Genomic DNA, 26,053 nt, shown 5'->3' on the forward strand with positions numbered 1-26,053 from the left:
CCGACAGCCGCAACATCACCTGGGCCGTCGACAAGCAGGGCAACGGAGTCGCCTACGTCGACACCGACAACGCCGTACACGTCCTCGACACCGGCATACCCAGCACCAAGCCCACGATCGGCCTCTCGTACGTGAGCGAGTGGTCGTTCCCGCGGACCGGCAACCAGCAATGGCATGCCTCGATCTACCCGACTCGTCCGCTCTCCTCCTGGGAGCTGACCGTCCGCCGGAAGTGGACCGGGGAAGTGGTGCATCGGGCGACCGGAACCAATGCTCGGACGTCGGTCTCCGACAACTGGGACGGCCGGCTGCCATCGGGCGAGTTCGCCCTGAACGGGGCGTACAGCTGGACGCTGACCGGCAAGCCGACCGAGGACTCCGCCACCACGACGATCGGGTCCGGCGATTCCGTGATCAGCTGCGGCTCCTTCCCCTTCCGTGGCTACGCCTGCGACGGGGGTCCCGGCCTGCTCGGCGTCAAGTCGACCGGGGAGGCGAGCTGGTACGGAACGCGGCCGCTGTCGACCACCCCGAGCCAGCTCTACAACAACGGGTACACCGAGGACTGGTGTTTGAGTTGTTCGGGGGCGGCGCGTACGTCGGCGCTGGTGCCGTTCGGTGATTTCAACGGCGACGCCTACCCGGACCTGCTGGTCCGTGACGGCAACGGCGGTATGAAGGCGCATCTGGGTATCGGTCAGCTCGACTTCGGTGGCCGGCAGACGGTGAGCCTGGGTGCGGGTTGGATGATGTACAAGTCGATCCTCGCCCCCGGTGATGTCAACAGCGACGGCCACGACGACATCCTCGGCGTCGACGCGGACGGCAAGCTGTGGCTCTACACCACCACCGGTAAGGGCGGGATCAACCCGCGCGTGCAGGTCGGCTCCGGCTGGAACATCTACAGCCGGATCCTCGGCGCCGGAGACCTCAACGGCGACGGCCACGGTGACCTGCTCGGCGTCGACGCCACCGGCGTCATGTACGCGTACTTCAGCAACGGCGACAAAGGCTGGAGCAGCCGGGTGAAGGTGTTCGCCGGCTGGAACATCTACAACTCGATCGTCGCCATCGGCGACCTCGACGAAGACGGCCGCAACGACCTCGTCGCCCGCGACCCCGACGGGGTCCTCTGGTCCTACGCCGGACTCGGCAACGGCTCCTTCGCGCCACGGGTCAAGGCCGGCTCCGGCTGGAACATGTACAAAATCATCATCTGAGGCCTGTCGGCTCGTCGAACGCCCCCGGACACCAGCACGGTGTCCGGGGGCGTTCCTCGTTCCTGGCGGCCGGAGCGGGGCGGCCACTGTCGGCCGGGTGCACCGGCGCCGCGGTCGCGGCTCGCTGCCACCTGCCCGGGATGGACCACGTTTCGCTCCGCCTCGCCCCGGGAATGCCGCTGCCCGCCTCGGGACCGCGGAAGGGACAAGACCATGAGCGAAGCCCGCCCACCGTTTCCGCCGTTCGACCTCGACAGCGCGCTGGCCAAGGTGCAGGCCGCTGAGGATGCCTGGAACAGCCGAGACCCGCACCGGGTCAGCCTCGCCTACACGGAGGACTCCGTCTGGCGTAACCGGGAGCAGTTCATCACGGGCCGCCCGGCGATCGTCGAGTTCCTCACCGCGAAGTGGGAACGCGAGCTCGACTATGTGCTGCGTAAGAGCCTGTGGTGCTTCCGGGACAACATGATCGCCGTCCGTTTTCAGTACGAGTCGCACGACCACGACGGTCAGTGGTTCCGCAGCTACGGCAACGAGCTGTGGGAGTTCGACGAGAATGGGCTGATGCGCCGCCGTGAGGCCAGCATCAACGATGTGCCGATCAGTGCGGACGAACGTCGCCTCTTCGGGCCGCGGCCCGAGAACGAGCGGGGTGCGGGTCACGACATCCCGCTGCAGTGACCACCGAATTTATGTCGAAACTGGCGTTTGAACCACCTGGCGAGGGCCATATCGCCGCTCTCCCACCGGTGGCTCCTCGGCGCCTGACGTCAATCCGCATTTCGTCAGGGCAGCGCTGCTGACCAGGGGATTCAGCCGATCGTTGAACCGGGGGCACCTGGGCCGCGTGTAACGATGTGGCGAGTTCCGGGTCGTTCCGAAACGGGTGTCGCCTGGGCCACACCAGAGGCACAATTATTTAGTATAGCCCGCTATAGCGAAGTAGTCTCGGCGGCATGACAACGGCACAGGATCCCCGCTCCGTGATCGAGACTCGGCTCACCCACGGGACGCATCGCCAGGCGACGACGCTGCTGGCCGAGGCCGCGATCCGCCCCAACGCTGACAGCGCTCACCTCACCGAACTCCGCGACTTCCTGGTGGCGACGCTGCGCCACCACCACGAGAGCGAGGACAACGATCTCTGGCCGCTGATCGAGTCTGTCGCGCCCGGGACCTCCGAGCCCCTCAACGCCCTGAGCGACGAGCACCACGCCCTGGACGACGCCCTCGACGCGCTGGAGGCCGCACCGGTTCCGGCGGACGGCGACCGGCGGGAGTTGGCTGCCGCTGCGGCCACCGTCCGGGACATCGTGCACACGCACCTCTCGCACGAGGAGCCCCTGCTCTTCCCTGCGCTCGAGGCGCACGTGTCGCCGGAAGCGTGGGAGGCCTTCGCGCTCAAGGTGATCGCCACCACGCCGCCGGCCGGCGCGAGCCTGCTCGTCGGCTTCTTCGACGAGGTCGGCACCCCGGAAGAGGTCGCCATGATCCTCTCCGCGCTCCCGGCGCCCGCCCAGGAGCTCGTTCCCGCCATGCGTGCGCACTCGGCCGCGGTGATCGCGTCCCTGCGTAAGGCGTGACCCCCGGTACGTCGAACGCCGGATGACGGCGGCTGGGCGCGTTGACCCCCGCCGAGGCGGCGCGGACGCGCCCGGTCGCCGTCCGTAGCGCCCCGCCGGAACGTCGAACTCAGACGAACAGACAGAACGGATGGCCGGCGGGATCGAGGTGCACCCGTACGTCGTCCTGAGGTTGGAAGTCCGCCACGGCGGCGCCCGCGGCGACCGCGTGGGCCGAGGCGGCTTCGAGGTCCTCGACCGCGATGTCGAGGTGCGCCATCATCCGTGGGTCTCCGGGCCCGGCCGGCCAGACCGGCCGGACGTACGCCGGCTCGCTCTGAAAGGCCAGGCCGGCCCCGCCGTCGGGGGCTCGAAGCGTCACCCAGTCGGGCTCGTCCTCGTGCCTCGACCAGCCGAGCAGACGTTCGTAGAACGCGGCCAGTTCCCGGGCGTCGGGTGCGTCCAGCACCGTGGTCGTCAAGACCAGCCGGGGTCGATCCGTCATACGGCTGTCGTACCCGGTCGGCCCCCCGCCTATTCCCCGCACCTCACCGCCGCGCCGGCGCCGAGCCCGCAGTGCCGCCTGGAGCCTCCGGTGCAGCGGCCGAGCGAGCGGTCCTCAGCTCGGGTCGCGCCGCCAGAACTGGCGTGGTGCGTACCCGTCCCGGCGCAACCAGTGTTCCGTGTAGACGATGCGCTCCGACTCGACCACCACGAGCGGGTCGACGGGCGGCTCGTCGAGGGCCCGGGAGCGCTCGACGTGGTCGGACTGCCAGCGAACGGCAGGCCAGTAGTGCGCTCGTTCGGGGTCGTCCGGCGCGAACACGCGGGCGCGACCGAAGACCTGCACTCCTCGGCTGCTGGCCTGACCGACCAGGGGCGCGAAGACGCCGATCGAGACCCGTGGGTCCGCCGCGATGTTCCGCATCTTGGGGGACGCGGCGGCGGCGGTGAACATCAGTGCGAAGTCGAGGTGGAAGTAGCGCACGGGTGTCGCCAGCGGACCATCCGGCCCCGACGTGGCGATGACGCACATGTTCTGCGACGACAACAGGTTGAGGATGCGCTCCTCGAGGCGGTGCCGGTCGAGCCGTTCGGTGGGAGCTGGGCCGGCCAGCCAGGGATTGGTCACGGGCATGGTTGATCTTGTCATGTGGAGCGACGCGGATCGGCCCAGGGTTTCCCGACAATCTCTGAACCGTTTCGGGGCGGGCTCCGTGTGGATGCCGAACGGCCTCCGGACGTACTGGGGCCGGCTAGAACCTGGAGATTCCACATGATGCGCAAGCACCTGGTGCCCCTCGTTGCCGTGATGGCGGCCGGCCTCGCGGCGCTGACCGCGTGCAGCTCGACCCCGGAGGCACCGGCCCCGGCCCAGGCCTCCACGCCGGCCAGTAGCCAGGCCGCGGCCCCCGCCGACGGTACGGGCGCCGGCGACCTCTCGCTGCTTCCCGGTACCGCGAAGTCCAACAACTCCACCCCCGGCATGGGCGACTGGGCCGTGCCCAACGGCGGCGTCGCGACCGGCGAGACCCTGCAGAACGCACAGAAGTGGGTTCAGCTGACCGCGAGCAAGGCCGGCGACCTCGACCCGGTGGTGGTGAACGGCGCGGGGCTCACCCTCTACCGCTTCGACAAGGACAGCAACAACCCGCCCACCTCGAACTGCAACGGGGACTGCGCGGCGACCTGGCCGCCGGTGACGGTCACCCCGGGCGGGAAGATCTTCATCGCGGGCATCAAGAAGTCGGCGGTCGGTACGGTCCGGCGTGCCGACGGCACCCGGCAGGTCACCATCAACGGCTGGCCGGTGTACCGGTTCGCCAAGGACACCAAGCGCGGTGACACCCTCGGCCAGGGCGTCGGCGGCACCTGGTTCGGTGTGACCCCGACCGGCGGCAAGGCCGGCGTTTCCGACGGCGGTCAGACCACTCCGGACAACGGCGACGCGACCGCGCCGCCGGCCACCAGCGCCGTCTTCTTCGACGACGCCAACTTCAGCGACAACGGCGCCTCCCAGGGTGTCGCCGGCAAGAACGAGTGCCAGAACCTGGCCCGTCCCGGCGTCGCCTCCTCCGTCGCGGCCCCCGGCTCGCTGAAGATCTGGACGGGCCCGAACTGCACCGGCAAGTCGCAGGTCATCAACGGTGACGTCAGCAACCTGGCCACCATCGGCTTCGACGACGCCGTCGCCTCGGTCCGCTTCAGCTGACCTTCCGACCCTCACCCAGCGGGTGTGCCGGTCCGGTTCTTCGCCGGGCCGGCACACCCGTTTCCGTGTCCGCGCCGCGCCGGTGGCCCCCGACGCGCTCCCGGCCGGCCTCCCCCCGAACCGCGGCACCGCGACGGTGCCGCGACGCAAGAAGGTGCTGGAAGATGACGTTTCGCAACAGGCGAGCGGTGAGCGGTAGGCGGGCCTTCGCCCTCGGCGGGGTGGCCCTCGGGGTGGCGGCTCTGCTCGCCGGTTGTACCCGGACCGTGGACGGGACCGGTGGCGCCGAACGTTGGAGCGCCACCAAGGTCGCCGGGCTGGAGATCACCACTGGCGAGAGCGGGCCTCGGGCCGGGGTGCCCGACACCGGCCTGGTCGCCGACGGTAGCGACGGCGGCGAGCTGGACCGGCTCGCCCGCAACGCCGTCGACGATGTACAGAAGTACTGGGCGGACGAGTTGCCCGCCGTCTTCGACCGCCGTTTCGACCCCGTCACCCGGCTCATCTCGTACGACTCGACGGGGCCGGGCGGCATCGTCTGCAACACGAGCACTGCCGGCGCGGTGAACGCGTTCTACTGCTCCGGGGACGACTCCGTGGCCTGGGATCGGGGACAACTGCTTCCCACGCTCGACGACTCGTTCGGGCCGATGGCGGTGGTGGCCGTCCTCGCACACGAGTTGGGCCATGCCGTGCAGTTCCGGCTCGGCGCGGTCGACGCCCGGACCAGCTCCATCGTCAAGGAGCAGCAGGCCGACTGCTACGCGGGAAACTTCTTCCGCTGGGTGGCCGAGGGAAACGCTCCGCATTTCCAGCTGTCCACCGGGCCCGGCCTCAACCAGATCCTCGCCACGCTGTTCTTCATTCGCGACGGCGCCGACACGGGATTCGACGCCGAGGGGGCGCACGGCAACGCGTTCGACCGGGTCTCGGCGTTCCAGTTCGGCTTCGGTGACGGTCCCGCCCGGTGCGCCCGGATCGACGAAGCCGAGGTGCGGCGGCGGATCACCCAACCGGCCAGCGGGCAGGCGTCGCCGACCGGCGAGGTGGCCGGCAACCTGCCGGTCGACCAGGGTTCGCTGCTAGCCCTTCAGGAGACGCTGCGCGCCGCCTTCGGCCGCTCGGGGGCCCGGTGGCCGGCGATCAGCCAGTCCGTTTCGTCGTGCCCCGAGGTGACCGTCACCACACCCGCCTCATACTGCCCGGCCACCAACACCGTCGGGCTCGACGTCGCTGAGCTGGCTCGCATCGGTACCGACCCTGACCAGGGCGCGGGTGGGATGGGGGACTTTGCCGCCTTCGCCGAGGTCGCCTCCCGGCATGCGCTCGCACGGCAGCATGCGGAGGGTTATCCACTCACCGGGCTGGCCACGGCGCAACGCACGGCGTGCCTGACCGGTGTCTGGGCGGCGACGATCGTGGTGGGCCGGGGAGCGGTCCTGCAGCTCTCCCCCGGGGACCTGGACGAGGCGGTGGCCGAGATGCTCGCGCCGCGGAGCCTGATCGCCGCGGACGTCAACGGCGGTGGTATTCCCTCCGGGTTCGCCCGGGTCGAGGCGTTCCGTGACGGCTTCTCCGCCGGGGAGACCGCACCGTGTCTGCAGAAGTACCGGTAGGGCCTGCTCCGCGGGCGCGCCGGTGAACCGTACGGGCCCGCCCCCGACCGACGACTCGGCCGGGGGCGGGCCCGTTTGGCTACAGCCTTACGCGGGCAGCTGCACGCTGGCGTACTGCTTGCCGTCGGTGGTCTCCACCCGGATGCTGTCGACCTGGTCCGGGTCGATCAGGGCGCTGCCGTCGAGCGTGGTGCCGTCGGCTGCCCCCTTCTCGGACACCAGCCAGCTGCCGGCCAGCACGCTGCTGCCGTCCTTGCCCACGACGAGCAGGCGACAGCGCGCCCCCTGGGGGACCCCGGCGACCGCGGCGTTGACCCGTACCCAACCCGCTGCCGGGGTCACGGCGACGGTGATCCGGGCACCGGTGGCCGGGTCGGACGCGCTGGCGTAGCGGGTGGTCGGGTCGGCAGCGGTCACCGAGGTGGACGGCCCTGGCTGCGCCTCGATGTTCGGGGCGTCGCCGGTGGTGTGCCCGAGGACGACGCCGCCGGAGACGGCTGCGGCGATGACGACCGCCGCGGCGGCGCTCATCATCACGCCACGGCGCTGGCGCCTCCCGGTCGATTCACTCCGGACCTGCCGCAGGGTGCGCTGCAACATCAGGTCCCCGCCCTCCGGCGGGCCGTCGAGCAGCATCGCGTCCGGCACCGCTTGCAGCGCCATCGTCCATTCCTGGAGAGACTCGACCTCGGTCCGGCACTCCGCGCAGCCCGCCAGGTGTTCCTCTACCTGCCGGACCTGCTCGTCGTCGAGCGCGCCCATCAGATAGCCGCCGATGTCCACGTGGTCACCGGCCGGCATCGAGCTGTCGGATTTCATGAGGCAGACCGTTCCACCCCGGTTGGGCGTCCCGCGACATCGCGCAGCGCCCGGAGTGCGTAGTAGGAGCGTGACTTGACCGTGCCCGGCGGGATACCCAGCGCCTTCGCGGCCTCCGCGACTGTACTCCCGAGTAGGTATACCTGTTCAAGTACCTCACGGTGCTCGCGCGAGAGGCGGTTGAGGGCGTCCATCACGACCATCGACGTGACCACCTGGTCGGCATGGTCACGCTCGATCGCGACGTCCGTCGGGCTCTCCGCGACCTCGGTCGGCCGCGCCTTACGGGCGCGCACCGTGTCAGTGACGATGTTGCGTACCACGGTTAGCAGCCACCCCCGTACGGAACCCTTGCCGTTGACGAGGCTGTCCGGGTGCCGCCACGCTCGTACCAGCGCCTCCTGGACCACGTCTTCCGCGGCTGCGCGGTCCCGGGTCAACTGAGTCGCGTACGCGAGCATCGCGCGCCCGTGCTCCTCGTAAAGGGATCGGACCAAGGCCTCGTCTGCTACTGCCTGCCGACGAACGGGCCTCAACCCCGCCATAAGTACCACCCTCTGTTGGCCCAACGACGCCGGTTCCCACCGGTGCCCACAGGTCACCAGGATGCCTGCCGCGTTCCTCGTTACGGGAGATCGCGGACGAATGTGTATTTCTGCTCACGTTGTTGCGCCGTCAACTACCTTGGCCGGCCGGCGCGGCGGCCTTGGCGCCGTCCGGGGCCACCACGAACCAGAGCCCGTCGGTGCCCTGCCCAGAGATCTGTCCCGGCACCTTGTCGTCCGCGAAGCGGTAGACCGGCCAGCCGCCCACCGTCACCTGCTGACTGCCGTCGGCACGGGCCACCGCGCCGAGTTTGGCGGGGTCGAGGTTATCGAACTTGATCTTCTCGTTGGCCAGCACCGGCAGCCACTCCAGGAGGCACCCTTCGGTGCAGTTCGATCGGGGTGGCGACGAGCTGTCCCGGTCGAACCGGTAAAGAGTGAAGCCCTGCCCGTCGAGCACGATCGGACCGAGTTCCGGGTTCTCTCCGAGCTGCACCGACGCCGGCCAGTACCCGCCGTCGGGGCTGCGCTGCCCCAGGTCGTTCTTCGGGTCGCCGCCCTCTGGCTGCTGCGCCGCACCGGTCTCCGACAGCTGGGTGCCGCCGCCGGCGTCCGGCTGGGGTAAGGCGACCGGGTTGGTCACCGTGGTGGTGCACCCGGTCACGACCAGCGTCACGGCCAGTGCCAGGGAGCCGAGCAGCGTACGGGGTATCAGTGCCTTCATCGCCACACCAATCGATCGACGGGTTCGGACAGGAGGGGCCGGTCAGCCACGAAGGCCGGGGACGAGCCGGCCGCGCGGCGTGGGACGGTCGAGCTGGAGCCCGAGCACGCCCACGTCGAGCGACCCGTCCGAACCGGCTTCGAACCGCCAGGCGGCGTTCGGTGCGTCGCCGACGACCAGTACCGCCGCCGTACTGCCCGAGACTGCCGCCAGCGCGCCGAGACGTTCCAGCTCGGCCGGCGGGATCGGAGCGGTCACCACCACCAGGTGATCACGCAGCACCCCGGTCTGCTGAACGCCGTCCACGCCGTCGTCGGAGGGCGGCAGGACCGCCTGCAGATCGAGGGTGACCCGGACCCGATCCGGGACCGGCCACGGGGGAGGCGGCGGACCGACCACGTTCATCGCCACGGACGCAGCCGCGGGATGACGGCTGATCTCGTCGAGGAACGCCCCGGCGATGCGCATGCCGGCGTCCCGGTCCCCGGTGAGCGCGACGATGCCCGGCGCGCGCCCCAGGTTGACGACGGCCAGTTCGCCCCCGACCGTCCCGACGGTGGCGAGCAGTGGCAGCTCGGTGCTGTCGTCGGGGTTCTGGTCGAGCTGCCAGCTCGGCGCCTCCCAGATCGCACCCTGCTGCCGCGCCTGCCACGGAGACGGGGCCTCCGGCAGTGCCGGTGCCAGTCGCAGCGAAACCCGGTCCGGACCGATCAGCGCCGCGTACACCTGGGCCTGGTCGGCCTGCCGGGCTAGCTGCCGCAGCGCGCGGTCCAGGACCGCCCGGGAGCCGGGTGCCGGCGTGGGCGTCGGCTGCGTGACTTCGGTCGCGCGGCGGCGGCTCAGAAGGATCGGCACCAGTACGACGACAGCCAGCACCACGAGCGCGCCCACGCCGAGGAGCACCACGGTAACCGGTCGCATACCGAGGATCAGGGTTTCGCCTTCCTCGGCGGGTGGCGCCGGTTGTGCCGCGCCCGGTGCGGTCGGCTGCGGCCGGCCGGCCACCGGCGCGTCCGGCCGCTGGCCGGCAGGCTGCTGCCCGTCCGGCGGGGCAGCCGTCGGCGGGGTGCCGATCCGGATCTCGCCGGAGGTCGCGCCCTTGGGAAGGACGAAGACCCAGCCGGCCCGAATCGACTGCGACGGTTCGGTCAGCGCGAGACCGTCCGGCTGTGTCCGCCCCTTGTTGAGTTCGAAGAGTTCCGGCCAGCGCCTGCTGTCCCCGAGCACCCGGTCGGCGACCCCGGGAAGAGTCAGGTCACTTTCCGTGCCGGGTTGTCCCGGCACCACCCAGTACGGCACGGCCGGCTCCACGGCGCTCGCCGTGCCCGCGGCCAGCGGTAGCGCCAGTAACACCAGCGCGGCGGCGACGGCCAGCAGCCGGCCCCCCGCCGCCCGCGACGGACGAGGTGGGGCGGTACGGAGCCTGCGCATGAATACCTCACTCACAGCGGATGTCGTGATTCGTACGGGTGAGCCGGACGCGCGGACGTCGGCCGATCCGAACACGTATGCAGGGCCGAACGGGTTCAGCGCGGGCTCGGAACGGTGGAGGACCCCGGGCCCGTTCGGCGGTGACGCCGCCAGGTCCCCGCGGAGTGGTCCACCGGAGGTCAGTCGGTTCCGGTGACGGCCTCGCGCAGCGCGTCGGCGAACAGTCGCATGGAGGCGGGTCCGCCCGGGTTGAGCAGCACGTCGACGCCCTCGGGCAGCAGCTCCACCAATTCGGCACTATTGACCTGCCGCCAGCCCGGTGCCTGCACCCGGAGTTGGTCCGCCGCGCCCGTGGCGACCAGGACGCACGGCGCGCCGTCCGGGGCGGGTGCCACGATGACGCGATCCTCGTCGTCGACCGCGACCTCGGTGAAACTGTCCCGCATCGCGAGCAGCACCAGGTCAGGCTCGGCCCGACCCGCCACGACCAGCTTCGCTGCCGCATCGACCGGTCCGGTCGGTGAATCCGGGCTGCCAGGCAGGTAGAGCGGGTTGGGCTCGAACGCTCCGACGGTCCCGTCGTCGTTGACGAGCCAGCCACCGACGATCGACCCCACCGGCGGCAACGCCCCGGCCTGGTCGTCGACTTCCGGTGGCGGTGACCAGTCGACGTCCATCAACAGCATCCAGTTGCGGTCGAAACCGGCGTCGTCCTGTTCGCTCACTTACCCGCTCCCTTACTGCTCTTCAATTCGACGAACTTGCCCATGTTCTCGACCCCGATCTGGCCGATCGTGTGGCCGGGCGCCGTTGGGTGGGGGTGGGCGCCGACGAACACCGAATCGGTCGCCGCGAAAATCTGCCGGTTGTCACCGAAGCCCTTCATGGCGTCGGCGAACGCCTGCCCGCCGGTGCCCGACGTCTTACCGAAATTGCAGGAGAGCAGCGTGATCGGCCCCTGCGGATTCGCCTGCGTCAGACTCTTGAAGTCCTGGTTTGCATTCAGCACCTTGGCGAACTGGCCGCCCGGTAGCTGGATCACCTTGCCGTTCTTCAGCGAGACGAACGCGCCCTGGGGGGTCCCGTGCGCGACGACGAAGTTCGGGTCGGCCTTGGACCCGTTCCACGGCGCCGGCTCGAGCCGCTCCTTCGACGCGTCGAACTGGAACTTCATGTCGCGCCCGTCCGGCACACTCCGGAACACGGCCGACTGAGGGAAGCTCTTCCCGTTGGACATGGCCATGTTGACGTCCGAGGCCGCGAACTTGTGGAAGTTGAAATCGGTGTCCCTGGTACGGAAGAGCACGCCGACCTGCTTGCCGCCACTGTCGAACATCTCTTCCGACTTCACGTTCTTGGCGCTGGAGACGACGAGGTTGTTCTTGTCGTCCCAGCCCACGATGGTGTTCTTGTCGAACTTCCCGCGGATCTTCGCGTACTTGATGGTGGCGTTGTTGCGGATGGCCTTGATCTTGGCGGCGGCCGGGTCGAGCTTGCCCTTGATGACCTTGCCCGGGCCGAGGGCGTGGAAGGCACCGCCCGCCGCCCCGCCTGTGTCCAGGTTCTTGGTGCCGGTGGTGGTCGGCACGTCGGTGAGTTGTTTGGTGCCGGTCTTGATGCCGTCTTTGATGGTGCCTTTGAGGGCGAACTTCATGACCTTGCCGACGAGGCGGCCGCCGGGCACGAGTCCCAGTGCCAGTCCGCCCGCGGCGAGTCCGATTTCGGCGGGGTTCCCGGTGAGAAGAGCCGCGCCGAGCTCGATCGCGCCGGACAGGAACCCGATCGCCTCACCCAGGGGCGGGAAGATGAAGAACGCGATGGTCGACAGCACGTCGAGAATAGTGGTGAGCCACTCGATGACGGTGCTGCGGAGGAACTCGATGAACGCCTTGAACGCTTCGGCGATCTTCTCCCAGAGGGATCGCTGGGGGGCGTCCTTGGCGAGGTGGCGCAGTTCCTCGGCGGCGGTACGGGCAGCCTGATCGCGTAGCGCGGTCGCTTGACCCAGCAGGGACTTGGCCTGGTCCAGTGCTTGGCGGGCATCGTCGGTGCGGCGTTGGGCGGCGGCGAGATCGTCGTCGGCCTTGTCCTTGGCATCCTTGGCGGCGTCCGTGTCGCCGGTCAGCGCGGTGAGCGCGGCCTGCGCCGACGAGACGGCCGCTTGCGCCGAGCCTTGGTCGGTGGAGGCCTGCCGGGCCTGCTCCAGGGCGCGCAGCGACATGGTCTGCGCCTCTTCCAGGGAGGGCAGGTAACGCAGGTACGCATCGGCGGCAGCGGCGTAGGAGTGCGCCATCTTGTCGAGTCGGGGCGGCAGCTTGCCGACCAGATCCTTGAAAGCCTCCATGGCCTTGCCCTGCCCGACGTCGATCTGACCACCCGAGGCGAGCAGGTCGTGCGCCTCCTGGGTGGTTCGGGCCAACTCCTGGTAGGCGCGAGTGATCTCCTCAAAGGACTCCGGATCACCCGGCACCGGATCCGAGTCGAGCTCCAACACCGACCACTCAGCCGCTCCTGGACGCGCCATCATTCCCCCAACACACCCTCGGAACTCCATACGCCCCGATCGCACGTCAGGGGCGACCCGAACACGTAGCAATGACGGAGGCGGTTCACCCCCCGGTGGCGCTCGCTCGCCGACCATGTCTGGTGAATGCTCATCCGCCTCTCCTGTTCGCCGGTCGCATGTCGGACGCCTACTTGCTGAAGTCGGGCAACGGGTCGCCGAAGTCCAGGGGCGGAAGCTGCGGCGGAGTGGCCGAAGAGGAAGTGGCTGCCGGAGGGGGAGACGGGTGGCTGCCACCGGGAGAGACCAGTGGGCGGAACTCACCCTTGTTGGAGACCGCGATGGTGGCGAAGTCTCCGCCGGGGAAGCCGACGTTGCCCTGGAAATCCTTCGGCCGGGTGGTCCACACGGTGTCGGTGGCCGCGTAGATCTGCCGGCCGTTGCCGAGGTCCTGCATCACCTTGCTGAACTCCGGGGCGACCTTGCCGTCCTTCGCCCCGAAACTGCAGGCGATCATGGTGATCGAACTGTCCGGGTTGGCGCCGGCCGCGTCCTTGAACACCGCATGGTGGTTCAGGACCTTGGCGAATTCGCCACCCGATACGTTGACCGTCTTGCCGTTCTTCAACTGCAGCCCGACGTCCTTGGCGCTGCTGTGCGCCATGACGAACATCGGCTCGTTCGCCTCGCCGGCCCAGGGTGCGCGGCGGAGCTGGTCGAACTCGAAGTCCGGCCGCGGCTGACCGAGCTTCCCGCCCATCGCCTCGGTCGGCCGCTCGCCCGGCACGCTCTTGAAGACCGCCCGCCCGTCGGGGGCCAGATCCGGGCCCCGGTACTTGCCGGTGGAGATGTTGGTATCCACGCTCGCCCACTCGGCGCGGCTCTTGCTGTCCTTGGCGCTCAACGGGAAGCTCACGCCGATCTGCTTGCCGTCAGCGTTGAGCAGCGGTTCGGCCTTGACGTCCTCGACGTTGAAGCGGGTCTTCATGCCAAAGCGGTTCGTGCCGACGATGGTGTTCTCACCAACCGGCTTGGGCTTGGGCTTGAACCGTGTCGCCAGGTCGCCCAGGTTCTTCCCGGCAGACGAGAACACTCCCTTGATCGTCTTGCCGGGGCCGTAGCTCGTCGCGCCTGCGTCCAGGCCCTTGTTGGTCGCGCCTGTGTCCAGGTTCTTGGTGCCGGTGGTGGTCGGCACGTCGGTGAGTTGTTTGGTGCCGGTCTTGATGCCGTCTTTGATGGTGCCTTTGAGGGCGAACTTCATGACCTTGCCGACGAGGCGGCCGCCGGGCACGAGTCCCAGTGCCAGTCCGCCCGCGGCGAGTCCGATTTCGGCGGGGTTCCCGGTGAGAAGAGCCGCGCCGAGCTCGATCGCGCCGGACAGGAACCCGATCGCCTCACCCAGGGGCGGGAAGATGAAGAACGCGATGGTCGACAGCACGTCGAGAATAGTGGTGAGCCACTCGATGACGGTGCTGCGGAGGAACTCGATGAACGCCTTGAACGCTTCGGCGATCTTCTCCCAGAGGGATCGCTGGGGGGCGTCCTTGGCGAGGTGGCGCAGTTCCTCGGCGGCGGTACGGGCAGCCTGATCGCGTAGCGCGGTCGCTTGACCCAGCAGGGACTTGGCCTGGTCCAGTGCTTGGCGGGCATCGTCGGTGCGGCGTTGGGCGGCGGCGAGATCGTCGTCGGCCTTGTCCTTGGCATCCTTGGCGGCGTCCGTGTCGCCGGTCAGCGCGGTGAGCGCGGCCTGCGCCGACGAGACGGCCGCTTGCGCCGAGCCTTGGTCGGTGGAGGCCTGCCGGGCCTGCTCCAGGGCGCGCAGCGACATGGTCTGCGCCTCTTCCAGGGAGGGCAGGTAACGCAGGTACGCATCGGCGGCAGCGGCGTAGGAGTGCGCCATCTTGTCGAGTCGGGGCGGCAGCTTGCCGACCAGATCCTTGAAAGCCTCCATGGCCTTGCCCTGCCCGACGTCGATCTGACCACCCGAGGCGAGCAGGTCGTGCGCCTCCTGGGTGGTTCGGGCCAACTCCTGGTAGGCGCGAGTGATCTCCTCAAAGGACTCCGGATCACCCGGCACCGGATCCGAGTCGAGCTCCAACACCGACCACTCAGCCGCTCCTGGACGCGCCATGACCAACCTCCCCCATCGCATCATCTGGACATCCCGCATCCGATCGGGTACCGGGAGCCGGCTCGAACACGTAGCGGAGACGAGATCGGTTCAGGCGGTCTGAACCGCTACGGCCGGCCGTCCGTGTACCGCGCAGAGCCGTTCAGGGCTCCCGGAGGAAGAGCGGAGATGAGCGAGCGGATGGTCAGGCTCGGTGTGCTGCTGCCTCGTCACGGCAGGAAACGGAGCGGGGGTGCCGCCATGAGCGGGCGAAGCGGACGTGGCACGGGAGCGTCGGGATGAGCGTGATCGACGTACCCGGTGTGGAGCTGGAGCGGGTGCACGACCTGCTGCAACGCACCAAGGATCTGATGGACAGCGCACCGATCAAGTCCATGGGACACGTGGTCGACACGCTCGGGCAGCGAGAGCTGGAGAAGGCCGCTCACGAGTTCGAGAAGAAGTGGGGCGACGGCCGGCACGTCGTGGCGAAGGACCTCGAAGGGGTACGCGACGCCGCGAAGGCGGTGGCCGACGCGTTCCGCGAGACGGACGAGCAGACGGTCAACGCATTGAACGACTCGGACGAGGCGACGAGTTGACCAGCGAGGGAGCCAGCACAGTGACCGGCACGACAGCCATCTCCCCGACCCCGACCGGTTTCCTGCTGCGTACGCCGGAGGACTGGGTCGACTTCTCGGTCGCCGACGAGGCGAGCGAGAACCGGATGGCGAACGAGGTGTGGACGCGGGCCCACGACGGTGGGTTCACCGACGAGCAGGCGGGACAGTACGCCGAGCAGCTACGCCGCTCGGTGCGGCAGGCCCGCATCGCGGGAGCGGTGCACGCGGCCGGCACGTTCCAGGTGTACGAGGACGGTCCGCTCACCGCGACGGTGCTGGTCTCGGTGGTCACGCCACCGGCGACCGGTGACATCCTCGGTGCGCTCACCGCGGTCGGGCAGCCGGCCCGAGCCGACGGAACCTGGCGTCGGGTGAGCACGGCACAGATTCCCGCGATCGGCACGGTCGGCCGCGTGCACGGCATCCAGAACGTGACCCAGGACGGGGTGAGCTTCCGCTGTGCCGTGATGCACACCGTCGTACCGCTGCCGGGCTCGGCGAACGTACTGCTGGTCACCGGTTCGAGCCCGAATCTCGCGGAGGCGGAGGAGCTCTTCGAACTCTTCGCCACGATCACCGCGACGTTGACTTTCACCTGGGAGGGGGACGGCCCCGCGCTCACGCCGCCGGTGGCCTCCTCCGGTGGAGCCGGCAGCTAGGGGGTAGCTGCCGGCTTCGCGTCGGGGGGACACCGGGGGCGGTGTCCCCCCGACCTTTTCGGCCTACGCAGACGCCGGCAGGTCCGCCCGTTCCAGGCGTGACCTGCCGGCGTTTGCGTGATCGTTACGCCGGCTCGCTGACCGGGGATTCCCCGTCCGCCGGCAGTGTCCGCAGCGTGGCGGGTTCGGTCCGGGGCACCTGCACCAGGTGCAGCTTGCCGTCGCCGAAGTGCGCGATCACCCGGCCCGCCCGTCCGCCGCCGAGCTGGCTGCGGGAGAGCTTGGCGCCGATCAGGTCTCCGTCGCCGAGGCCCTGCGGGCTCAGCAACCCACCCTGCCGGTTACGCCGCGCGTCGACGTGCCACCCGCCGAAGCCGCCGGCGAGACCGTCGATCGACCCTGCCATGATCAGCCCCAGGCCCTTCTCCGCCCCGGTCCGCGCGATCTCGCCGAGGTCGCTGCCCGCGTCGCACTTGAGCAGCTGCTCGGCGTCGTCGAGGACGACCACGGCCGGTCCGGTCCGCCCGTCCAGCGCCGCCGCGAGTCCGGCTGAGGTGAAGTTCTCGCTGGTCACGAGGTCGAGCACCCCGGGCAGGCCGGCCAGTTCCCGCAGTGGCGACCGGCGGGGCGCCGCGATCACCACGGGCGTCCCCTTCGCCAGCAGGCCGGCGACCATCGTGAGCAGCGTCGTGCTCCGGCCCGAACGCGGTGGCCCGGCCAGGACGAAGGTGGGGATGTTCTCCAGGTCCGGACCGATCGCAGTGAGCTCGTCGCCGCCCACGCCGACCATCGTCCAGAGCGGACTGGCCGGCCGCGTCAGCGTCCGGGTCTCCGCCAGGGTCAGCTCGTCCGGCAGCACGTCGATCCGGAACGGGCGGGCGGCGTCGGCGAGATCGGCGTCCCGCAGCCGGGCCGCCTCGGCGATCTCGGCGAGCGCCCGCGCCTGCCCCTGACCGGAGCTGTCCTCCGTGAGCAGAGCGATCTGCGCCTCCGCGCTGTCGGCCGCCCGGATCGCCCGACCCGCCTCGATCTCGTCGGGCAGCTGCCGGTAGTTGATGCCGACCATGCTGTAGTCGCTGCGTTCGGTCAGCCGGAGCACCAGCTTGTCGTCGGTGGTCGACGAGATGCGGGTGGAGAACATGCTCCGGTCACCGGCCAGCACCACGTGGATCCCGGCCCCGGCGCCCTCCCGTAGCAGCGTGAGGAGAGCCGCCATGATGTTGCCGTTGTCGTAGTCGGCGAAGGTCTTGTCGAAGACCTCGTACCGGTCGAGCAGCAGGAGGATGTGGGGCGGACGATCCGCCTCGGCCGCCCCGGCGCGGTACTCCACCAGGCTCGCCGAGCCGGTGGAGGCGAGCAGCTGCTGCCGCCGCCCCAGCTCGGCGACCAGGCGGACGAAGAGCCGGCCGAGCCGTTCGGCCTCCGTACGCTGCACCACCGCACCGCAGTGCGGCAGGTCGTTGAGGGCGAGCAGGGCACCGTTGCCGCAATCGACGCCGTAGAGGTGAACGTCCGCCGCGGAGTGCGTACGGGCCACCGTCCCGGCTATCGTCCGCAACGTCTGCGACCGGCCGCTGCGCGACGAACCGATCACGTGCAGGTGCCCCAGCGTCCCCAGGTCCAGTTCCAGCGGCACCTGATCCTGCTCCGCCGGCAGGTCCACCAGGCCGTAGGCCACCGAGGGCAGGTGGTAGCCGCTGCCGCGGGCGGCGGGAAGCGCGTCCACGGTCAAGGTGTCCGGCAACGCCGCCAGCCACGGACTGTGCTGCGGCGGGATGGCCAGCTGCACGCTCGCGCCCCGGATCGCCTCCACCAGCACGGCGAGGTCGGTCAGCTCCGCGGAAGGTTCGGCGTTGCCGCCGCCGGGACGGGTCGGCGCCGGCTTGCCGAGGTCGGGCCAGGAGAGCGGTGCCAGCCACGGCGCCTGCCGGGTGCTCGTGCGAGCCCCCGGACGGAACCCGCCGACCCGTCCGGCCTGGAACGGCACCAGCGACGACTGCGCGAGACGTACGAAAGCCCGGCCGGGCGTCGACTTGGAGATCGAGGCCGCGTCCGGGGCGTTGAGCACATCCTGGCTCTCGCTGCTGTCGGTGACCCGCAGCGCGATCCGCAGGTTGGTGTTCGCCCGGATCTCGGGCGACACGACGCCGCCCGGACGCTGCGTGGCCAGCACCAGGTGGATGCCGAGCGACCGACCCCGCTGGGCGATGTTGACCAGACCGGTCACGAAGTCCGGCAGGTCGCGGATCATCGAGGCGAACTCGTCGATCACGATCAGCAGTCGCGGCATCGGGGTCCGGGTCGGCTCGCGGCGCAGCAGGTCGACGTAGTCGTCGATGTCCTTCGCCCCCGCCTCGGCGAGGATGTGTTCCCGTCGCTTCAACTCGGCGGTCAGCGAGGTCAGCGCCCGGCTCACCAGATGGGTGTCGAGGTCGGTGACCATGCCGACGGTGTGCGGCAGCAGGACGCAGTCCTTGAACGCGCTACCGCCCTTGTAGTCCACCAGCACGAAGGTCATGGCGTCCGGCCGGTTGGCGACGGCGAGCGAGGCGACCAGCGTCTGCAACAACTCGGACTTGCCGGAGCCGGTGGTGCCGGCCACCAGGGCGTGCGGCCCGTCCCGCTTGAGGTCCAGGGCGAACGGCCCGTCCAGCGAGATGCCGAGGACGGCCTCGGTGGTGCGCCCCCCGGTGGTCCACCGGGCCGCCACCGCGTCCGCTTCCGGCGGTTCCATGCCCAGTACGTCGAGCAGCCGGCTCGCGTCCGGCAGGGCGCCGCCGTCGTCCGATCCGCCGGTGTCGCGCAGCGGGGCGAGCGCATGGGCGACCGTACGCAGCCAGCCCAGGGAGATCAGGTCCGGGTGGACACCCGAGACCGGTGCGGCGAGCGTCCGGGTCACCAGCAACGTCCCGTCGGGCTGCTCGGCGACGACCGCCTGGCACTCCTCCGGCAGGAGCTTCTCCTCGGCGTCGATGCAAATCGCATGTACGCCGACCGACGGCCCTTCCCGCAGGATCTGCGTCACGCCGGGTAGGGAACGCAGTCGGCGCGCCCCGTCCAACACCACGAGGACGTCTCGGAACGCGCCGTCGGCCCGCTCGCCGGACCGGGCCGAGATGAGGGCGACCAGCTCGGCCACCCGCCGCGCCACGGTCTGCGTGTCAGCGCCGACGGTGGCGAGCGTGTCCTGGCCGTCGCGTGGCGCCGCGTGCGGCAGCCAACCGGCCCACGACCAGCCCTCCTCGTCGCCGGCCCCGGAGAGCAGATAGATCTGGAGATCCTCGGGGCTGTGCATGGTGGCCGCCTGCGCCACCATCCAGCGGGCCGTGGTGCGGGCGACCGGGCCACCGGCGACCCCGACCACGCCGTGCTGGCGCACCGGCACGGTCGCCGGCACATCGAGCGCGCTCCACCGGATCTCCCGGCGGTGCTCGTCCTGGCTCGGATCCCGGAGCACCACCTCGGAGGGGAGGTCGGCGCTGCCGACCCGCAGCTCCAGGAAGTCGGGGTCGGTGCGGCGCCGCTCCCAGAGCCGGCGCTGCGGTCCCACGGCGATCAGCCGTACCGCCGCCGGGTCGGGGAAGTTGTCCCGCCGGGCCAGCCGCTCGGCCGTCAGGGCCTCCTGCGCGTCGGTGGTGATCCGCTTCTTCTTCGCCTCGTACTCGGCGACCCGGGTGCGGTAGGTGACCTTGCCCTGCCGACGGGCGCCGATCTGGCTGGCGATCAACGCGACCGGCGACAGGACGGCGAAGAGCAGGGTCAGCGGGTTGCGCGTGACGAGGTAGGCGGCCCCGGACACGACCAGCGGCGCCAGCACGGTGATCAACGCGATCGGTCGCCGGTCGGGTGGTGCCGGTGGCCCCGGCAGGGAGAACTGGGTGGTCCGGCCCGCGGGCAGCAGCCGCGGTGGCCGGTTGTAGTCCAGGCCGGTGCGGTCCTCGGAGATCTGTAGTGCGGCCTCCGCGCGGACCGGCCGGCGCAGCTCCAGCATGGAAGAACCCACGGCGAGCTGCCCGCCGGGTGCCCAAACCTGCTCGCCCTCGATTTCCACCCGGTCGAGCAGCAGGCCGGTCTGGGCCGGTCGCAGCCGGCACTCGCCGTCCGGCGTGACCCTGATCCACGCCATGACGGCGGCGATCGACGGATCGGTGAGGCGGACCCGGCTGGTGCTCGCGGCGCCGATGGAATGCTCGCCGATGTCGAGTTGGTGGACACTGCCGGCGTCGGTTCCGCTGACCACGCGCACCTCCAGCAGGCCAGGTGGTTGCGGAGGCGCTTCGGGTGCGGGGCGGTCCAGACCGAGCACGGCGCCCTGACGCAGGGGCGCCTCGGCGAGAGTGAGCCGCGGGTCCAGCGGCGCTCCGGCGACGAAGATGGTCGGCGGCGTTTCACCGGGCACCGGGCGACGCGCGGCCAACGCCTCGGCGAGTTCCCCGACGGTGTTCTCGGGGCTGGCCTCGACCTGGTAGTCGATGACCGCGGTGGACGGATCCGCAACGGTGAGCAGCAGGCGCACGTGGTTCTCCTGGTCGGATGGTCCGTCGGAAATAGCGGTCGGGGCCGCGTGGTGATTCGCTCACCACGCGGCCCCGAAACCTTCCGCTCGTCAGCTGAGGCTGTTCGCGGTCTGCGTGTCGGTGTCCGTGAAGGCGTCGCTGACCTGGGTGAGGTACTGGCTGATGCCCTCCATGCCGTGCAGGGTCTGGTCCACGCTGCCCTTGTACTCCTCGAAGTACGGGCCGAACTTCTGCTGCGCGCCCGGGGTGTTGTAGCCGCCCTGGATGAGCGTGTCGATCTTGCTCTTGGCCTGGGTCATCCCGTCGAGCAGCGTCTGCATGTTCTGCTTCAGCCAGCTCGCCGACTCCTGGATGTCCTCGCTGACGATGTGGTAAGTAGCCACGTTTCCGCTCCCTCGTGTCTTCGGGTCTCTCCGGCTCGTGAGGCGGTCTCTCGTGGACCGTCTTTCGCCGTTGCCGCCACCCACACGGACCGCGCGCCGGAACGGTTCAGTGGAAAGTTCGGCTTCGTGACGGGAGCCTCTCTCCGCCGCCCCGGTGAACCACTTCGCCGATCGCGTCGTGTGGGTGCCGGACCGCGCGTACGGGCACGGTTCTTCCCCGAACACGAGGTAGAGCACAGATGTTGTTGCGCAGCCGGATCGCGCGGACCGCGATCGCACTGACCAGCCTGGCGGCCCTGGCCGCGTGTGGTGACAAGGAGGCCGGCTCCGCGGCGCCTGCCACCGCGCCGGCGGTCGGCCAGCCGAGCCCGACCGTATCCGCCGTCGCGACCCCGGAGCGGAACCCCGAGGTGATCGAGGCGGCCACCCCGCTGCCGACGCCGACGGTGGCGAAGACGCAGCGTCGGGTGCAGATCTACAGCGGGCCGGCCAACCGCCCGCTCTCGCCCGCGCCCGACAAGGGGAAGGGCAGCAACATCGTGCAGTTGAACGGAACCGCGTCCGCCGACATCGGCACGTACGTCGCCGACGGGAAGGGCATGACCCTCTACCGGTTCGACAAGGACACGGCGAAGCCGTCCAAGTCCAACTGCAACGGTGACTGCGCGAAGACCTGGCCCCCGCTCCTGATCAAGTCGCCCGGCCAGATCTACCCGAGCGGGATCAACCCGCAGCTGGTCGGGTACGTCGAGCGCGCCGACGGCACCTGCCAGGTGACCATCGCCGGCTGGCCGGTCTACCTCTTCGCCAAGGACACCAAGCCGGGCGAGATCAAGGGGCAGGGCGTCGGTGGCACCTGGTTCGCGGTCAGCCCGACCGGCGGCAAGACCAAGCCGCTGCCAGAGGTGATCGACATGCCCACCACGTCCGCCACCCGCTGAGCCCGGAGGAGACGACGATGACCAACGGAAACGCAGCATCCCCACCCGCGCCCCGCTGGGCTCCCGCGCCACCGCCGCAGTGGGGGCCGGACTCGACGGGACCGGGCGTACCGGCCGAACGCCCGCGTCGCGTCTCCCCGAAGCTCGTGGTGGGTGTCGCCGGCCCGGTCGTGGTCCTGGTCGTACTGGTGGCCGTGCTCGGCCTGGTCTGGCCCGGCTTCCTCAACCGGAAGGTCTTCGACACGGCCGCGCTGCAGCAGGGGGTGTTGACGGTGCTGCGCAAGGACTACCAGCTCGACGCGAACAACGTGGCCTGCCCGACGGGCCAGGCGGTCACCGTGGACAATCGCTTCTCCTGCTCGGCCGAGGTTGCCGGCGTTCCGAAGACGATCAGGGTGACGGTCAAGTCGTCCGACGGGCGGTTCGAGGTCGGTCGCCCGCAATGAGGTCACCCCGGCAGGTACGCCGGATCGACCTGCCCGGCCTGCCGGGATGCCGGCGGCCGGGCCGCGGGGATGTGGGCCCGGAGCGGCCCACCGCCCTGACGGTGGTCAGCCCTCCCGGCAGGCCTGCCCACTGTTGAGGCAGGTCACGACCTTCGCCATCAACGGATCGGGCATCAGGTTGACGAAGAACGCATGGTCGGTCAGTGGGCTGTTGCGCTGACCGTCGAAGGCGTCGATCTGGAACCGGACTCCCGTTGGCAGGTCGTACGAGAGGGCCAGCCGCAGCCGCGGCACGGGGAAGGTGTTGCGGGGGCAGTTGCCCTCCCGGGTCGGGAACGTCAGGTGCGCGCGGTGGTTCTGGCTGTCCGTCCGCCGGCCGTCCCAGCAGCTCGGGAAGTCGTAGATCCGCAGCACCCGGTCGCCGGGCGGGCACGCGGGATAGGCCGTGGTACGCCGTTCCGGCGTGCTGGAACAGGTCCACGTCGCCGCCGCGTGCGCGCCGCCGTTGGTGAGGGCCACGGCGTCCCCGACCGTGCCGGCGAGCTGCTGCGGCATCGCCACCACGTTTCCTCGCGGGTTGCCGGAGTAGGTGAGCGTCACCTCGACCGGCACCTGGATCTCACCGTCGTGGCCCTCGTGGCTCGTCGCGTCGCCGGTCGCGCCCGCGCCGGGGGCGCCGGTCGGATCGGTCCCGGCCTGCCCGACGGTGCGCAGCACCGGCCAGAAATAGGTCGACCGGTCACCGTTGTGGCAGGTGGTCGCCGCGACCGCGAGGGTGCGCGGCGTCGAGTCGACCGCGGTGGAGACGTTGCCGACGTAGTCGTGGACGTGGTGCGCCTGGCCCGGGAAGCCCGGTGCCATGACGATGTTGGCGGTGTTGCGGTGGCCGTTCTCGTTGCGGCCACAGTCCCAGGTGTACGTGCCGGTGGCCGCACCGGGTGCGGTCGCGGGAGCGCTGGGGCCGGATGGTACGGACCTGATGTCGACGAAGTCGGGGCCGAGGAGGTTGGCCACCGGCGTCCGTTCGGCGGCACCGTCGGCTTCGACCTGCTGCGCCACGCCGAAGCCGAGCGCGACAAGCACCAGTTCCAACGCCACTATCACGGCAACGGTCCGGCGCCGCGCCGTCGTGGTCTCGCTCATGGCCCGAAGGCTATGCGGCACGCTGATACACCCACTCCGGTCGCCACACCCTGTCGAGACTAGGACGGCCAGTGCCGCCCGCTCTGCCGACCGCCGCGGGTGTGATCTGGCCCTACGCTCCGGCGCCGCGGTGGCATGATCACTCGGCCGGCTGCGGACCGCGGCAGCAAGCTCGCCGACGGCCGTGGCCGGTACGCCGGGTCAGAGATCGGGTGGCTCGGTCGACTCCGCCACGATTGCCCGGATCCGGCGAAGCGTAGCGTCCGGGGCCATCACCGCCGCCCGCCACTTTTCAAGCGTCCGGCGCAGCGACCGGACAGCGGCCTCCAACTGAAGCACCCTGCTGCGCATCGTGGCCAGCTCCTCGCGCGACGCGAGCGCCTCGCGTTCGAGCTCGCACACCCGCGCTCGCAGCGGCTGCACCAGGGTGAGTGCGGCGTCGGTGAGGGTGTCCGCGGCGTCGGCCTTGAACTTGCCCCGCTGGATGATCACCGCGGCGATGGCGGCGAGTCCTCCGGCGCTGCCCAGCACGCCGAGCGCGGAGAGCACAGTCTGCAGCCAGTGGGGGGCAGCCGGTGGTGGCGCGCTGCTCATGCCGTCTCCCCGTTCACAAGTTCGGTGCCGATCTCCGGACCGGTGCCGCTCGTGCGGCTGGCCCGGGCCAGGAGGCGGAGGTCGAGGATGATCTGCCCGGCGCGCCAGAACGATCCGGCGGAAACGGCGAGGATGAACGAAATCGCGGCGGTCCCCGACCGGCCCGAGACCGCCGCGAGGGCCACCGCGTACATGGCGGTGATCGTGCCCAGCAACACCACCGCTGCCAGTTCGATGCCGAGGCCCGTCGCGAGCCGACCGGGCCAGATGATCCCGGAGAGACCGATCGTGCCTCCGACGATCAGACCGAGTTCCCAGAGGACCTGGATCGGAGTGTCCATCGCCAGCGTGACCGACGGTGGGCGAACGTCCAGCAGGATCAGGAGCAGGCCGCACGGCGGAGCGGCCAGCAGGACGGCGACCTCGAACGGTTGCCGTCGGGAGCGGATGTGGTTGTGCGGCACGAGTACTCCTCGGGCGACTCTGCCGCGTCCATTCGGCGGTGCGCCGGACCGGCAGGGCGGTGACCGGCTAGGGCGCCCTCGCGGCTGCGCGACCCGGTTGGAAGCCCGACTGAACGGGCGGCATCAAGTGAGACACGACGCGGCGCCGGTGACGGGCCGATAGTCAAGTGGTATCACCGGACGAAGCCCTCGTCCACTCCACGCCGAGTCGTATTTCCGCAGGTCAGGCGCAGGATGGTGGCACCTGCCGGCGGTGGCGGGATGCCGAGCGCCCCCGCACGCGAGGCGTACGGGGGCGCCGGCGAGGCATCGAGGTCAGGCGATGACCTTGTACGTGTTCCAGCCGCTGCCTCGCTGGATCCGGGCGGCGAAGCTGCCGTTGCCGAGTCCGGCGTAGTACCAGAGCAGCCCGTTCGCGTCCCGTGCGAGCAGGTCGTCGTGGCCGTCCTGGTTGAGGTCGCCGATGGCGACGACTGTGCCGTTGTAGATGTTCCAGCCGGCGAAGACCCTGCTCCTGGCGGACCAGCCCCTGTTGCCGTTGCTGAAGTAGGCGTACATCACGCCGGTCGCGTCGATGCCGAGCAGGTCACCGTGGCCGTCGCCGTTGAGGTCGCCGGCACCGACCACCTTGGCGTAGATGTTCCAGCCGGAGCCGACCTGGACGCGCGCGTTGACGCCTCCGGTGCCGGTGGTCGTGTAGAGCCAGAGCCGGCCGTCGTTGTCGACGCCGAGGATGTCGTCGTGGCCGTCGCTGTTGACGTCGCCGGGGGCGAGGATCGACTTGTACATCATCCAGCCGGCGCCGAGGCTGACCGTGCCGCTGCCGCCGTGCAGTTGGCCGTTGCCGAGGTGGGCCTTCATGCCACCGTTGCCGTCGCGTACCAGCAGGTCCGGGTAGTCGTCGCCGTCGAAGTCGCCGAACGGCACCAGAGCCGAGGTGCGCTCCGCGCCCGTGCAGCTCAGGCAGAACAGGTCGGTGTAGCCGTTGTCCAACAGCTCGCCGGTCGGCTCCCCGCCGTTGGTGTCGCCGTACCAGTGGCCCTCACCGTTGGCCTTCACACCGAGCAGCGCCGGGCTGCCCTGGCAGTCGCGCGTGCGGAACGGGAAGGTGCCGCAGCTGACCAGGAGGTTACCGGAGCCCATGGTGCTCTCCGTTCCACTGGCGACCGCTCCGGACAGGGTCCACCGGTAGCCGCCGTTCACGGCGGCATCTCCGTCCGGTAGGCGGCCGTCCCAGACGGCGCCGAGCTGGTCGCGTACGGCACCACCGGTGCGTCGGGCGACCACCTGGCCGGTGGCCTTGCGGGTGATGGTGAGCCGCCAGGACGACAGCGGCCGGCTGGTCAGGAACGTCCCTGCCCAGTCGCGGGATTCGACCGTCCCCGCCTTCAGGTTGCTGCCCAGGTTGGTGTCGGCCTTACCGATCGTGGGCGGGGTGCCGGGTACGCCGGTGTCGAGGACGTGTACGGCGTTGTCGGTGTCGACGTAGGCGACTCCGTTGCCCTGCTTGTCGACGGCCCAGGTGATGTTGCGGCTGTCGG

General features: G+C 70.2%; 24 protein-coding genes. 9 read left to right on the plus strand and 15 right to left on the minus strand.

All coding sequences use genetic code 11. From position 1 onward, the window contains the following. The 3 genes from BXA10_RS28965 to BXA10_RS28975 form a co-directional block, all read left to right on the plus strand. A partial coding sequence (locus BXA10_RS28965; protein ID WP_139338215.1) for an FG-GAP repeat domain-containing protein occupies positions 1-1,220 on the plus strand: 1,220 nt, incomplete at its 5' end. Between the two features lie 213 nt (positions 1,221-1,433). Beyond that, positions 1,434-1,901: a nuclear transport factor 2 family protein gene (locus BXA10_RS28970; RefSeq protein WP_076474021.1), complete on the plus strand. Its 468-nt coding sequence runs from the start codon at positions 1,434-1,436 to the stop codon at positions 1,899-1,901. Positions 1,902-2,176: 275 nt separating this feature from the next. Continuing rightward, complete coding sequence (locus BXA10_RS28975; RefSeq protein WP_076474022.1) at positions 2,177-2,803, plus strand: hemerythrin domain-containing protein; 627 nt, start codon at positions 2,177-2,179, stop codon at positions 2,801-2,803. Positions 2,804-2,912: 109 nt separating this feature from the next. On the opposite strand, the gene BXA10_RS28980 is transcribed toward BXA10_RS28975, so the two are convergent. Further along, positions 2,913-3,287, minus strand: a complete 375-nt coding sequence (locus BXA10_RS28980) for a VOC family protein (RefSeq protein ID WP_076474023.1) — start codon at positions 3,285-3,287, stop codon at positions 2,913-2,915. Between the two features lie 114 nt (positions 3,288-3,401). Further along, positions 3,402-3,920 carry a pyridoxamine 5'-phosphate oxidase family protein gene (locus BXA10_RS28985; RefSeq protein ID WP_076474024.1) on the minus strand — a complete coding sequence of 173 codons (519 nt, stop codon included), beginning with the start codon at positions 3,918-3,920 and terminating at the stop codon, positions 3,402-3,404. 141 nt (positions 3,921-4,061) lie between these two features. Between BXA10_RS28985 and BXA10_RS28990 the strand changes: the two genes are divergently transcribed. Both BXA10_RS28990 and BXA10_RS28995 read left to right on the plus strand, forming a co-directional pair. Beyond that, on the plus strand, positions 4,062-4,994 hold the full coding sequence (locus BXA10_RS28990) for a hypothetical protein (RefSeq protein ID WP_245828624.1): 933 nt from the start codon (positions 4,062-4,064) through the stop codon (positions 4,992-4,994). 164 nt (positions 4,995-5,158) lie between these two features. Beyond that, a complete protein-coding gene (locus BXA10_RS28995) occupies positions 5,159-6,610 on the plus strand; it encodes a neutral zinc metallopeptidase (RefSeq protein ID WP_076474026.1) in 1,452 nt (483 codons plus the stop codon). Positions 6,611-6,697: 87 nt separating this feature from the next. Here the strand turns inward: BXA10_RS28995 and BXA10_RS29000 are convergent, their stop codons facing one another. The 7 genes from BXA10_RS29000 to BXA10_RS29030 form a co-directional block, all read right to left on the minus strand. After that, the gene (locus BXA10_RS29000) at positions 6,698-7,429 is read right to left on the minus strand and encodes an anti-sigma factor family protein (protein WP_084753487.1); all 732 of its coding nucleotides are present in this window, start codon (positions 7,427-7,429) and stop codon (positions 6,698-6,700) included. Continuing rightward, positions 7,426-7,974, minus strand: coding sequence for a sigma-70 family RNA polymerase sigma factor (locus BXA10_RS29005; RefSeq protein ID WP_076474040.1), 549 nt, complete (start codon positions 7,972-7,974; stop codon positions 7,426-7,428). The genes BXA10_RS29000 and BXA10_RS29005 overlap by 4 nt, the downstream gene beginning before the upstream one ends. A gap of 130 nt (positions 7,975-8,104) precedes the next feature. Continuing rightward, positions 8,105-8,698 carry a COG4315 family predicted lipoprotein gene (locus BXA10_RS29010; protein WP_139338216.1) on the minus strand — a complete coding sequence of 198 codons (594 nt, stop codon included), beginning with the start codon at positions 8,696-8,698 and terminating at the stop codon, positions 8,105-8,107. Between the two features lie 42 nt (positions 8,699-8,740). Further along, complete coding sequence (locus BXA10_RS29015) at positions 8,741-10,129, minus strand: LysM peptidoglycan-binding domain-containing protein (protein ID WP_076474028.1); 1,389 nt, start codon at positions 10,127-10,129, stop codon at positions 8,741-8,743. A gap of 179 nt (positions 10,130-10,308) precedes the next feature. Beyond that, a complete protein-coding gene (locus tag BXA10_RS29020; protein ID WP_084753489.1) occupies positions 10,309-10,854 on the minus strand; it encodes a type VII secretion system-associated protein in 546 nt (181 codons plus the stop codon). Beyond that, on the minus strand, positions 10,851-12,770 hold the full coding sequence (locus BXA10_RS29025) for a putative T7SS-secreted protein (protein WP_139338217.1): 1,920 nt from the start codon (positions 12,768-12,770) through the stop codon (positions 10,851-10,853). Before BXA10_RS29025 ends, BXA10_RS29020 begins: the two co-directional genes overlap by 4 nt. Before the next feature lie 52 nt (positions 12,771-12,822). Continuing rightward, positions 12,823-14,763, minus strand: coding sequence for a putative T7SS-secreted protein (locus BXA10_RS29030; RefSeq protein ID WP_139338218.1), 1,941 nt, complete (start codon positions 14,761-14,763; stop codon positions 12,823-12,825). 278 nt (positions 14,764-15,041) lie between these two features. Here BXA10_RS29030 and BXA10_RS29035 point away from each other — a divergent pair, with 278 nt between their 5' ends. Both BXA10_RS29035 and BXA10_RS29040 read left to right on the plus strand, forming a co-directional pair. After that, the gene (locus BXA10_RS29035) at positions 15,042-15,344 is read left to right on the plus strand and encodes a hypothetical protein (protein WP_076474031.1); all 303 of its coding nucleotides are present in this window, start codon (positions 15,042-15,044) and stop codon (positions 15,342-15,344) included. Positions 15,345-15,364: 20 nt separating this feature from the next. Further along, a complete protein-coding gene (locus tag BXA10_RS29040; protein WP_076474032.1) occupies positions 15,365-16,024 on the plus strand; it encodes a hypothetical protein in 660 nt (219 codons plus the stop codon). Positions 16,025-16,148: 124 nt separating this feature from the next. Here BXA10_RS29040 and BXA10_RS29045 read toward each other — a convergent pair whose 3' ends face one another. After that, a complete protein-coding gene (locus BXA10_RS29045) occupies positions 16,149-20,540 on the minus strand; it encodes a type VII secretion EssC family protein (protein WP_076474033.1) in 4,392 nt (1,463 codons plus the stop codon). A 90-nt stretch (positions 20,541-20,630) separates the two neighbouring features. Further along, positions 20,631-20,924 (minus strand): WXG100 family type VII secretion target, encoded by a 294-nt coding sequence (locus tag BXA10_RS31745; protein ID WP_076474034.1) that lies wholly within the window; start codon positions 20,922-20,924, stop codon positions 20,631-20,633. A 239-nt stretch (positions 20,925-21,163) separates the two neighbouring features. On the opposite strand from BXA10_RS31745, the gene BXA10_RS29055 reads away from it, so the two are divergent. Beyond that, on the plus strand, positions 21,164-21,865 hold the full coding sequence (locus BXA10_RS29055) for a hypothetical protein (RefSeq protein ID WP_076474035.1): 702 nt from the start codon (positions 21,164-21,166) through the stop codon (positions 21,863-21,865). 17 nt (positions 21,866-21,882) lie between these two features. Beyond that, positions 21,883-22,311, plus strand: coding sequence for a DUF4333 domain-containing protein (locus tag BXA10_RS29060; RefSeq protein WP_084753491.1), 429 nt, complete (start codon positions 21,883-21,885; stop codon positions 22,309-22,311). Between the two features lie 105 nt (positions 22,312-22,416). On the opposite strand, the gene BXA10_RS29065 is transcribed toward BXA10_RS29060, so the two are convergent. From BXA10_RS29065 to BXA10_RS29080, 4 genes are all read right to left on the minus strand, one after another. Further along, positions 22,417-23,454, minus strand: a complete 1,038-nt coding sequence (locus BXA10_RS29065) for a DUF1996 domain-containing protein (protein WP_076474037.1) — start codon at positions 23,452-23,454, stop codon at positions 22,417-22,419. A gap of 201 nt (positions 23,455-23,655) precedes the next feature. Next, a complete protein-coding gene (locus BXA10_RS29070; protein ID WP_076474038.1) occupies positions 23,656-24,048 on the minus strand; it encodes a hypothetical protein in 393 nt (130 codons plus the stop codon). Beyond that, positions 24,045-24,512, minus strand: a complete 468-nt coding sequence (locus BXA10_RS29075; RefSeq protein ID WP_076474039.1) for a hypothetical protein — start codon at positions 24,510-24,512, stop codon at positions 24,045-24,047. The genes BXA10_RS29070 and BXA10_RS29075 overlap by 4 nt, the downstream gene beginning before the upstream one ends. 315 nt (positions 24,513-24,827) lie before the next feature. Beyond that, the coding region (locus BXA10_RS29080; protein ID WP_139338220.1) for an FG-GAP repeat domain-containing protein at positions 24,828-26,053 on the minus strand (1,226 nt) is incomplete at its 5' end.

The organism is Micromonospora avicenniae (assembly GCF_900156065.1).
GTDB lineage: Bacteria > Actinomycetota > Actinomycetes > Mycobacteriales > Micromonosporaceae > Micromonospora > Micromonospora avicenniae.

Bases quoted from the DNA above. Each gene is read 5' to 3' on its own strand.
- BXA10_RS29015 (WP_076474028.1), bottom strand. From the start codon at position 10,129: ATGCGCAGGCTCCGTACCGCCCCACCTCGTCCGTCGCGGGCGGCGGGG.
- BXA10_RS29010 (WP_139338216.1), bottom strand. From the start codon at position 8,698: ATGAAGGCACTGATACCCCGTACGCTGCTCGGCTCCCTGGCACTGGCC.
- BXA10_RS28970 (WP_076474021.1), top strand. From the start codon at position 1,434: ATGAGCGAAGCCCGCCCACCGTTTCCGCCGTTCGACCTCGACAGCGCG.
- BXA10_RS28995 (WP_076474026.1), top strand. From the start codon at position 5,159: ATGACGTTTCGCAACAGGCGAGCGGTGAGCGGTAGGCGGGCCTTCGCC.
- BXA10_RS29000 (WP_084753487.1), bottom strand. From the start codon at position 7,429: ATGAAATCCGACAGCTCGATGCCGGCCGGTGACCACGTGGACATCGGC.
- BXA10_RS29030 (WP_139338218.1), bottom strand. From the start codon at position 14,763: ATGGCGCGTCCAGGAGCGGCTGAGTGGTCGGTGTTGGAGCTCGACTCG.
- BXA10_RS29035 (WP_076474031.1), top strand. From the start codon at position 15,042: ATGAGCGTGATCGACGTACCCGGTGTGGAGCTGGAGCGGGTGCACGAC.
- BXA10_RS28980 (WP_076474023.1), bottom strand. From the start codon at position 3,287: ATGACGGATCGACCCCGGCTGGTCTTGACGACCACGGTGCTGGACGCA.
- BXA10_RS29070 (WP_076474038.1), bottom strand. From the start codon at position 24,048: ATGAGCAGCGCGCCACCACCGGCTGCCCCCCACTGGCTGCAGACTGTG.
- BXA10_RS28985 (WP_076474024.1), bottom strand. From the start codon at position 3,920: ATGCCCGTGACCAATCCCTGGCTGGCCGGCCCAGCTCCCACCGAACGG.
- BXA10_RS29060 (WP_084753491.1), top strand. From the start codon at position 21,883: ATGACCAACGGAAACGCAGCATCCCCACCCGCGCCCCGCTGGGCTCCC.
- BXA10_RS29065 (WP_076474037.1), bottom strand. From the start codon at position 23,454: ATGAGCGAGACCACGACGGCGCGGCGCCGGACCGTTGCCGTGATAGTG.
- BXA10_RS28975 (WP_076474022.1), top strand. From the start codon at position 2,177: ATGACAACGGCACAGGATCCCCGCTCCGTGATCGAGACTCGGCTCACC.
- BXA10_RS28990 (WP_245828624.1), top strand. From the start codon at position 4,062: ATGCGCAAGCACCTGGTGCCCCTCGTTGCCGTGATGGCGGCCGGCCTC.
- BXA10_RS29055 (WP_076474035.1), top strand. From the start codon at position 21,164: ATGTTGTTGCGCAGCCGGATCGCGCGGACCGCGATCGCACTGACCAGC.
- BXA10_RS29025 (WP_139338217.1), bottom strand. From the start codon at position 12,770: ATGGTCGGCGAGCGAGCGCCACCGGGGGGTGAACCGCCTCCGTCATTG.
- BXA10_RS29005 (WP_076474040.1), bottom strand. From the start codon at position 7,974: ATGGCGGGGTTGAGGCCCGTTCGTCGGCAGGCAGTAGCAGACGAGGCC.